The organism is Mucilaginibacter sp., from assembly GCF_041663085.1.
Lineage (GTDB): Bacteria > Bacteroidota > Bacteroidia > Sphingobacteriales > Sphingobacteriaceae > Mucilaginibacter.
The window spans coordinates 1-10,278 of sequence record NZ_JBAZRC010000171.1 but is presented as its reverse complement, the minus strand read 5'-3'; the positions used below and the strand labels follow the sequence as shown (position 1 = coordinate 10,278).

Annotated in this window: 6 protein-coding genes; 1 reads left to right on the top strand and 5 read right to left on the bottom strand. The window is 42.8% G+C overall.

Annotated elements, in window-relative coordinates:
* Positions 1-329, top strand: a 329-nt coding sequence (locus tag WC615_RS20845; RefSeq protein ID WP_372979990.1) for a sterol desaturase family protein, incomplete at its 5' end; no start/stop codon positions are given.
* Here WC615_RS20845 and WC615_RS20840 read toward each other — a convergent pair.
* From WC615_RS20840 to WC615_RS20820, 5 genes are all read right to left on the bottom strand, one after another.
* Positions 326-1,357, bottom strand: a complete 1,032-nt coding sequence (locus WC615_RS20840; RefSeq protein ID WP_372979989.1) for a LacI family DNA-binding transcriptional regulator — start codon at positions 1,355-1,357, stop codon at positions 326-328. The genes WC615_RS20845 and WC615_RS20840 overlap by 4 nt on opposite strands.
* A 102-nt stretch (positions 1,358-1,459) precedes the next feature.
* Positions 1,460-2,692, bottom strand: coding sequence for an L-fucose:H+ symporter permease (fucP, locus tag WC615_RS20835; RefSeq protein ID WP_372979988.1), 1,233 nt, complete (start codon positions 2,690-2,692; stop codon positions 1,460-1,462).
* Between the two features lie 105 nt (positions 2,693-2,797).
* A complete protein-coding gene (locus WC615_RS20830) occupies positions 2,798-5,035 on the bottom strand; it encodes a GH92 family glycosyl hydrolase (RefSeq protein ID WP_372979987.1) in 2,238 nt (745 codons plus the stop codon).
* 252 nt (positions 5,036-5,287) lie between these two features.
* Positions 5,288-8,431, bottom strand: a complete 3,144-nt coding sequence (locus tag WC615_RS20825) for a SusC/RagA family TonB-linked outer membrane protein (protein ID WP_372979986.1) — start codon at positions 8,429-8,431, stop codon at positions 5,288-5,290.
* A 37-nt stretch (positions 8,432-8,468) separates the two neighbouring features.
* On the bottom strand, positions 8,469-10,178 hold the full coding sequence (locus tag WC615_RS20820) for a RagB/SusD family nutrient uptake outer membrane protein (RefSeq protein ID WP_372979985.1): 1,710 nt from the start codon (positions 10,176-10,178) through the stop codon (positions 8,469-8,471).
* Positions 10,179-10,278: the final 100 nt, after the last annotated feature.

Genomic DNA, 10,278 nt, shown 5'->3' with positions numbered 1-10,278 from the left:
TTGAAGCATGGACAGAGGGTGGCGTGCTGATACTGCTGGCCTTTGTATTACCCATGCACCAGCTTACCATTATCCTGTTCACCATTTCGGGCTTTATTATAAATGTTTACGGGCATTTAGGGTACGAAATTGCACCGCGCCGGTTAAGAAACTCCATTTGGTTTGAGGTATTTAATACCTCAACCTATCACAATATTCACCACAGCAAATTTAAAGGCAATTACGGCCTTTACTTCAGGGTGTGGGACAGGTTAATGAAAACCGAACACCCCGATTATGTTAAAGAATACGATGCCATACAGCAAAAACGTTTTGGCACTACAAATTAACTTACTGTTTTTAAAGCTCGCTTTGACGAATTACGCATATTTAACGTTGTAGATAACGTTATTTTTTGTGTTGTTTGATTTGAGTTGGGTTCCAGTTTTTTCAGCAACAACGATATAATATTATCGGCAATGGCTTCAATTGGCTGGGCTATAGCGGTAACAGATGGTGAATGTAATTCAAATACATCGTAATCATCAAACGATACAATGGCAACATCATCCGGCACTTTCAGGCCCAACTGGTTTATTACTTTTAAACCGCATGTACCAATATGGTCGGTACCAAATAATATGGCATCAATGCCCGGGTTCTTTTTAAGGTACGCGCTTAAAGGTTCCTTAATGAGTTCCTCGTTACGGTTAAAATCAATCTCTTTGATATAGGGTTTTAGTTTATTCTCTTTCATTGCATTTTTATAACCATTCATACGATCAAGCATTTGTGTTTGCTCGGAAGAGAAGGTTATGAAAGCAATTTTGCTATACCCCTGTTCAATTAAGTGCCGTGTAGCATTGTAAGTACTAAACTGGTTATCTACAATAACGTAATCGGTATCAACATTGGGCAGGTAACGGTCAAACATGACCACAGGCAGTCCGCTTTTTATTAAATCGCGTACATCTTCCTCTATATCTTTTGGCGGCGCCATTATGTAGCCATCTACGTGCCTGTCCTGGAACATTCCTATCAGTTCCTGGGTTTTTGCTGTATCGTTATCGGTGCTGCAATAAATAATACGGTATCCTTTTTCATAGGCCCTATCTTCAATTAAGCGGGCAATATTGGCAAAAAACGGGTTAGAAATATCCTCAACCATTAAACCAATAATGTTTGATTTACCGGTGCGTAAACTCTTGGCCAGCGAATTTGGTTTATAACCAACCTCCTTAACCAGTTTTAAAACTTTCTGAACCAACTCCTCGCTGATCCTTTTTTCTTGCGCCCTGCCATTTAATATGAATGATACAGTGGTTTTAGAAATATTTAATAAGTTGGCAATATCAACAATGGATATTTTTTTATTCATACTAAACCGATTTACAATATAAAACGCAATGTAAATTTAATTTTTATGTTTTTAAAATAGATGATACTATTATTGTGATCAACAATATCTGTAATACAACCCTTACACAAGCTTTTTTACACGCTTATAGGTATAGGCAAAGGCAAATATAACGGCGTAACAAACAATAGGCAGTAAATAAGAAGTAGCTACATTTTTATTGGCTATTAAACCCATTAACGGTGGGAACAACGCCCCGCCCACAACCCCCATCACAATAAATGACGATGCCTGTTGGGTATGCTTGCCCAGATCTTTTAACCCTAAACTGAATATGGTAGGGAACATAATGCTAAAGAAGAAATTGATCATGATAAGTGCCCCGAATGATACCCAGCCAAATGCCTGCGAAACGATAATACACATCACAATATTACACGCCGCAAATATGGCCAGCAACTTATTAGGGGCTATGTAACGCATCAGGAAAGTGCCGGTAAAACGCCCTATCATCATCATAAAAATACTGAAGGCAAAGTAATTGGCCGCGTGCGCGTCTGAAAGGTGCATCACCTCGTGCCCATAGTTAATAAAATAAGCCCATGTACCACCCTGTGCTGCCACGTTAAAAAGCTGCGCCACTACCGCGAAAACAAAATGCTTATGCTGAAAAAGTTTCTTGTCGGCATGTACAGTTTCGCCAACAGCATATGCATCGGTTGCTACCACATGGGGGTCGGTTAATGCCGGTACCTTTACAAATGAAAAGAGCACACCAACCCCGGTGATTACCAATCCGATTATAATGTACATGTGTTTTACCGATACCAGATCGTTAGAGTGTCCACCATCGCTACGTAAAATAAAATAGCTACCCAGTAAAGGGCCGATTATTCCACCTACCCCATTAAATGCCTGTGCAAAATTAATACGCTGATCGCTGGTTCGTTGATCGCCAAGGGCTGCAACAAACGGGTGGGCAACAGCCTCAAGCGTAGCCAGCCCGCAGGCCAGTACAAATAAAGCTATCCTGAAGTACCCGAAGGATTCGGCATCAGATGCAGGGATAAAAAGGAAAGCACCACAAGCATATAAAAACAACCCCAGTTGTACCCCTCTTTTATATCCAAACCGCTTCATGAACAGGCCTGCCGGGATCCCCATCACCGCGTATGCGCCAAAAATAGAGAGCTGTACCAGGCCCGAACGTGATTTGGAAATATGTAAAACGTTTTGGAAATGTTTGTTCAGGATATCGCCCATCGTCATGGCTACGCCCCACAGCATAAACAGGGAAGTAACAAAAGCAATAACTAAAAAATACTTTCTATCGGTGAATTTGGGCTTATTCTCCATTATGGAAGTTTAATTAATTGGCACACAATTATAACATAATATGCCCTTGCAATCAACATGAAGCCTTTTTTTTATTTTAACCAGAGGTAATCGTAATAGTCTATCTTACTTTGCTTTCGATAACGAGAATGGTTTATCCTGTGTTGCAAGCCCCCTTTTAAAGTTTGGCTTGCTCCCCATTTCAAATTTTAAGATCCCGCCGTTGGTGATGCTGTAATGGCTGAGCCAGTTATGTGTATAAGGCTTACCATTTAACGTGGCCGACTGGATATACACGTTCTGCTTACTGTTGTTATTAGCCTGTATAATGAATTTTTTACCATTCTCCAGCGTCAGGGTCGCTTTTTTAAACACAGGGCTGCCAATGGCGTATTGGTCTGTACCCGGTGTAACGCTATAGATACCCAAAGCACTTAATACATACCATGACGACATTTGCCCCTGGTCTTCATCGCCGGGGTAACCGTTTTGTGTAGAGTTGTATATCTTTTCCATCACCTCACGAACATGCTGCTGGGTTTTCCAGGGCTGGCCCGCGTAGTTGTACAGGTATATCATATGCTGGATAGGCTGGTTGCCATGCGCATACTGCCCCATGTTTATCAGTGCCATCTCTGTCATTTCGTGTATCACCTGCCCATACCCGCCAACCTTGATGGTTGATGGCTGCGAGAAAACAGAATCGATCTTAGCTGTAAAGTTTTTATTACCACCCATCAGGTTAATCAAACCCTGTATGTCATGAAAAACCGACCATTGCCAATGCCATGCGTTTCCTTCGGTATAAGGGCCGCCCCACTCTAATGGGTCAAATGGTTCAACCCATTTGCCATTTTCATCTTTGGCTCGCATAAAACGGGTACCGGGGTCATACAGGCTTTTGTAGTTGAACATATTTTTACCAAATGCGGCTTTATACTCTTTATTGCCTACAGCTTTGGCCAAACTGTATCCGCAGAAATCATCATAAGCATACTCTAAAGATTGTGCTGTTGCCCCCAGTGTTTTTTGTGAATATGGTACATAGCCATTGGCATTATAATCTTTAGCATTACCACGGCCGTTTGCACCTCCCCATGGGCCTTTGTTATTGGCTTCGTGGGCATAGGCCTTCAGCGCCTTTTCCGGATCGAACGTACGAATACCTTTTACCCAGGCATCTGCCAGTAAAGAGATAGCATGGTTACCTAACATACCACCTGTTTCGGCCGGGAAAGACCATGCCGGAAACCAGCCACATTGTTCCTGCGCGGCAAGCAGGGCCTGCATATACTGCCCTTCCATTTTGGGGTGCAGTATAGTATTTAGCGGAAATTGCGCCCTGAACGTATCCCAAAAACCATTATCGGTATACATATAGCCATCGTGGATCTTCCCATCGTACGGACTAAAATAGTATGGTTTACCTTCTTTATTGATCTCATAGAAACGGTGCGAGAACAAGTTTGCACGGTACAGGCATGAGTAAAACGTAGCCTTTTGCTCTTCGGTGCCGCCCTCAACCAAAACCCGGTTAAATAACGTGTTCCATATTTTTGTTGAGGCTGCTTTGGTATCTTCAAATGATTTGAATTTGCCCAGCTCGGTTTGCAGGTTTAGGGTGGCTTGCTCCGGGTTTATGTATGATGATGCAACTTTTGCCTGCACCACATCGCCATCGGCAAACTGGATGTAAGCACCACGGCCATCACCTTCATCTGTTAAGTTACCTGCAGTTATTTTGCCTGTTTTGTTTTCCCAGGTACCGTATGCCTTAAACGGCTTATCAAACACAATCTCGAAATAATTTTTAAAGTTTTGCGGCGCCCAGCGACAGTTATTTACCCAGCCTGTAATTTTATGCTCTGCAGGATAGATCTTCACCTGGCTCATTTTGGTATAGCCATCCAAAACCAAATAGGCCGCTGCTTTGGGGAAGGTAAACCGTAAATGCGCGCCACGCTCGGTGGTTGTCATTTCGGTAGTGATATTGTTATCAAACTTAACCTTGTAGTAGTTTGGCTGCGCTACTTCATTCTTATGGTCGAATTTAGAAGCGCGCTCATCATCCATCACCAGCAGTTTGCCGGTAACGGGCATCAACGAAAAAACCGCATAATCATTTACCCATGAACTGCACTGGTGCGATTGCTGAAACCCCCTGATGGTATTTTCAAAGTACTGGTACTTCCACCCATCGCCGTTTTTGCCGGTTTGTGGTGTCCAGGTGTTCATGGCAAAGGGCACGCTGGTTGCCGGGTATGTGTTACCGTACGATAGCTCGAACTTGCTATTTGTACCCTGCAGGGTATTGGCGTAATGCACCAGGTTTTGTTGCTGCGCTTTAACTGCGTTTAATAACACTACAGGTAGTATTGCAAGTAGTAATGCTTTTTTAAGGTTGATATTTGGGTATAACACGTTACGGAGTTTTGGATGATCTGAAGATGTTAAATATCGGGTATATTCTACCTTTTTAGCAATGGATCCGGAAGACGACACTTCCGGATCTTGCCAACAAAATCAACCCAATACTCAAAAATATGTAAATAAAACGATTTAGCAAAATCACTACAAAAAAAGCCCGAAAGCTTAATCTGTAGTGATATATTTCTTTTAGAATGTAACCTGCAAACCTAAAGTTGCAACACGTTCGTTTGGATAAACATCACCTGCCGAGCTGGTTGCCACTTCCGGATCCTGCTGATATTTGTTATAATTTGTCCAGGTAAATAAGTTATAAGCGCTTAAGTATAAACGCGCGTATTTAAAGTGGAAAGGCAGCATTTTGCTCGGAAACTGGTAACCTATATCAACACTTTTTAAACGGATATAATGCGCATTGATCAGCCAGTAATCTGATAAATAATTTGATGGGCTGCTAACAGATAGCGGATCTGTTGTTAAACTTGGGAATTGTGCGGTAGCAGCGGTTGCCGGTGTCCAGCGTTGCTCATGTATAGGCTGAAACTGGCTTTTAAACGGCTCAACCCCTGTGCCAACTACAGCAAAGCTGTAGCCAAAAGCCCCTTGTAATAATACACTTACGCTAAAGCCTTTGTAACCTGCACCTAAGGTTAAACCGAGGGTGGTATTAGCCAGGTTTGGTTTACCTATTGGCTGCTGATCGTAAATATCAATTTTCCCGTCTTCATTTTTATCCTGGTATCTTAAGTCGCCTGCCTGTATTTTGGCACCATTTGTTGGCGCAGGGGGCGCACCCGGGGCGCCACTGTTTATCTTATCGGCATCTTCCTGGGTGTAATAGCCTATAAACTTGTATCCGAATGGCTGGTTTATTGGTTGCCCAGTTCTGTATAACCAGGGATATGCCGGGGCTGCCTCTCGCATCTCCAATATCTTGTTCTTAGCATAAGAGAATACAAAGTTTGATTGGAATTGCACCTGCCCTATTGTTGTTTGGTAACCAATTTGGCCCTCAACACCACGGTTTATTGATTTACCTGCGTTTACCGCAGGTGCACCAACACCCAACACGGCAGATATATCGCCCGGATAGATCAACTGATTATACCTGATGTTTCTAAAAAACTCAACTACCAGGCTTAATTTGTTATTAAACATATTAGCCTCTAAGCCTACGTTCAATTCCTTTTGCGACTCCCAAAACACATCGGTATTTGCCAGGGTACCTTCATAGATAGCACCCGCAGGGTTATGGCTCGTGCCAAAACTATAGTCGTTAGGATAACTAAAGTTGTTTTTATTATAAAACTGGCTGTAAATATATCTTGACCCGCCGATGGCGTCAGAACCTACTTTACCGTATGATGCGCGTAGCTTTAAATACTGAACAAATGATACGTTTTTCCTGAAGTAGTCTTCATTCGCGATGTTATAACCTATTGAAATAGCCGGGAAAAAGCCAAAGCGGTGAACAGATGCAAAACGATCTGTACCGTTATACCCGCCGTTAAAATCAATCAGGTATTTGTCTTTATAACCATACCCCACTTTTATTGATTGCCCACTGAACTTTGACGGGGGATCTGCCTGGCTGTTATCCTGGTATTGATTATATAGTAATAAGGCATTTACGTGGTGGTCACCGGCAAATATTCTGTCATAGGTCATAAAACCCTGCAAGTTTAACCTGGTAATGTAAGCATCGGTATTACCGGCCAGGTTATAATCAGATAGCACGTACTTACCGCGCGGGTCAAGTGTATAGGTATCGTTAACCGGGTTGTAATGGTAACTCGGCGGATTATAGGAGAATGAACCCGAACTATTGTACCTGTATAATTGCTTTGTGTATTGCTCAATGCTCGAGTAACTTATACGACCGGTAATTGCCAGGCCTTTGGTTATGTCATCAAGCTTTTCGCTGATATCAAACAACGAGTTAAAATCTGTACGGGTGCTGCGGTCATAACCACCATTTGCAAGCCTTGCATTTATGGTAGCATATTGCTGTGGCGTATTCTTTAACGAAAAGGTATTGAATTGTGAATATGCATAAGCATAACTGCCATTAGGGTTCAGGAAAGGCGCCGAAAACGGCGTTACCTTTGTATAATCGTATATTTCTCCTAAAATATTTTGACTGTGCGGCTGGTTTACCGTACCGAAACGCGCACTCAGGTCTAACCTTACGCTTAGGTTTTTATTTGCTTTCAAGTCCAGATTTGAACGGAAGTTATAACGGTTATAGTTGTAATCGCTGTTGATCTCGTTTTGTGGATCAGAAAAATTCCTCAATAAACCGTTTTGTGTAAAAAGCCCACCTGTAATAAAGTATTTAATGACGTTTGTTCCGCCAGATATATCCAAGTTGGTGTTACTTTGACTGGTGTAGTCTTTAAGTATCGCTTTGTACCAGTTAACATCTGGGTGGCCGTACGGGTCGCTCCCTGTGCGGAATGCTTCCAGATCGGCAGAGGTAAAAGATAACCCGCCATTTGGCTGGTTATATGCTTTATTATAATTGGTTTCCGCCTCATTAATTAGTAATGCGCTTTGATATGAATTAAGGAACTTAGGGATCTTGGTTGGAGATTGCACACCGCTTTCCATTCTTAAATTCACTGTAGGCGCCCCTATTTTACCCCTGCGGGTGGTTACCACTAAAACACCATTTGCACCCTTTACACCATATATGGCCGTTGTTGACGCATCTTTTAAGATGGTAATGGTTTCAATCTCGTTAACGTTTATTTGCTGCAGCTGATCTGCCTGGTACTCTACATCATCAACTATTATAAGTGGTGTATTTGAGCCATTGATTGAACTTAAGCCCCGGATGTAAAACGACGCCGCATCCCTGCCCGGTTGCCCTGATGTTTGCTGAGAGAAAAAACCAGGCAACCTGCCTGCTAATGTATTTTGAACGTTTGCTGTTGGCACGGTACGCACATCAGCGGCTGAGATCTGGCTGGCCGAACCGGTATTGGTTATACGTTTTTTAGGCTGATAGCCCAATATAACCACCTCATTCATATCCTGGCTGCTTGCTTGCAGGATAACATCAACACTACTTTTATCGGCTACCTTAACTTCCTGCTGCACATATCCTATAAATTTCACAATAATAACCTCTGCGCTACCTTTTAGTGCTATTGTAAACTTACCACCGGTACTTACAATAGCAACATTTTGAGGCATACCCTTTTCAACAACAGTAGCCCCGGGCAAAACGCCGTTACCATCTTTTACTGTGCCGGTAATTACCCTGTTTTGGGCAAACAGCACAACCGGCAGTAACAACATTATAATTGGTAATAGTATAATTTTTCTCATGATAAGTTCTTAATTCAATAATTGATATAGAGGTTAATTACCATCCCGGGTTTTGTTTCAACTTAGTGTTCTTCACCGTTTCGTTGTAAGGTATCGGGTACAGGTACATGGCCGGCGCTTTAAACTTGGTAGCAAGAACTGGTGCATAGGTATAAGTATAGCCCGCTATAGCATTGGCTATAGTAACCCCTACCCTTGGCTTGTTCATTACATCTTCGGCAATTTTCCAGCGGCGGATATCCCAGTAGCGGTCTTCTTCAAAAGCCATTTCAATACGGCGCTCGTTACGGATAATGGTACGCATTGCATCCTGGCTTAGCCCGGGTGCCAGTTGGTACGGGCTTAAACCTGCACGCTGGCGTATTTTTTCGACCGCAGTATATACACTATTATCTGGTGTGGCAAGCGCTTCGTTCTGCGCTTCGGCGTAGGCAAGTAACACATCGGCATACCTAAAAAACATCCAGTCTTCAGGTGCTGTACCGTAATTGCTTTGGCTTTCGTACAAACCCATAAATTTACGCATGTAGTAACCGGTTACTGTTTGTTGGTTACCTATGTTTGGTTTGCTGCGCCCCCCCTCATAGGTTAGTACTAATGAATTAAGCCACGGCGAGCCGTTGTAAAATATGGTATAGCCTAAACGCGGATCGCGGTTGGCATAAGGGTCGTTTTCATTATAATTAGAACCCGGTGCATCAATAGCCAGCCCATTTTTCATGGGGAAGGCATTAACCAGATCCTGCGTTGGGCTGGTTTTACCCTGCCCAATAGGGTTAGTAGTAAAGCCAATAGGCCCGTTGTTTGATTCTACCGTATTTGTTAAGCCATTGGGCCGTTGAAAAATAACCTCGGTATTTGCCGGCACCTGGGTTATAAACGCGTTTCTAAAATCGGGCACCAATGTAAACGCATTCAGGTCCATCACATCTTTAGCCGCCTGTGCTGCCAATACCCACCTGTTAGCATCAAAGCTTGTATAACCCGTTAGCGGGTTGGCGCCATCAATATTGCCGCCGTTAAAAAGCGGACTTGCCGCATATAACAAAACCTTGGCTTTAAGCGTCAACGCAGCTGCATTGGTAACCCTTTGCGAATTTGCTGTAGGGCTTGCCAGAGGAACGGTAAGCAGAGTACCTTTTATAGCATCGCACTCGCTTACTATATAGTCAACACATTCCGCAAAGCTGTTACGCGGCATGTTTAAGTCATCATCTAACGTAAAAACTTTATCACCCACAATTGGTACGCCGCCATAACGTTTAAGCAGGTCAAAGTAAAACATGGCCCTGATAAATCTCGCCTCGCTTTTCCAGGCAAATTTCATAGAAACGCCTGGGCGCAATTCATCCTTAACGGGTACAACATCTATGTTGCTAATAAATACATTAGCTTTCCGTATGGCTACGTAAGCATTTTGCCACACGTTCTCATCGACGGGTAAATTGGTTGAATTATACGAACCTGTTGATAATATGTACGGAACAGAGGTTGTATTATTGGATGCCGATACCGCATCGTCCGATGCAGCGTCGAGATACTCTCCGTTAACCCGGTTATGCCCGCTCTTTAACAGCGCATAGGTACTGTTCAGAAAAGAATAGGCGTTGGTACCTAACGAGTCATTTTTATCAAAAACATAATCTATAGTACGTTGCTCGGCAGGGTACTGCTCATACTTTTTACAGCCCGCAACCACAGCAACTACAGCTGTTATTAATAGTATTTTATATTTAAAGGTCTTCATAATCATATCCTTTACTGTTAATATTATAATTTGACACTTACACCGGCGTTAAACACGCGCTGTATAGGGTAAGCTAAAGCATTCACTTCCGGGTCGATAC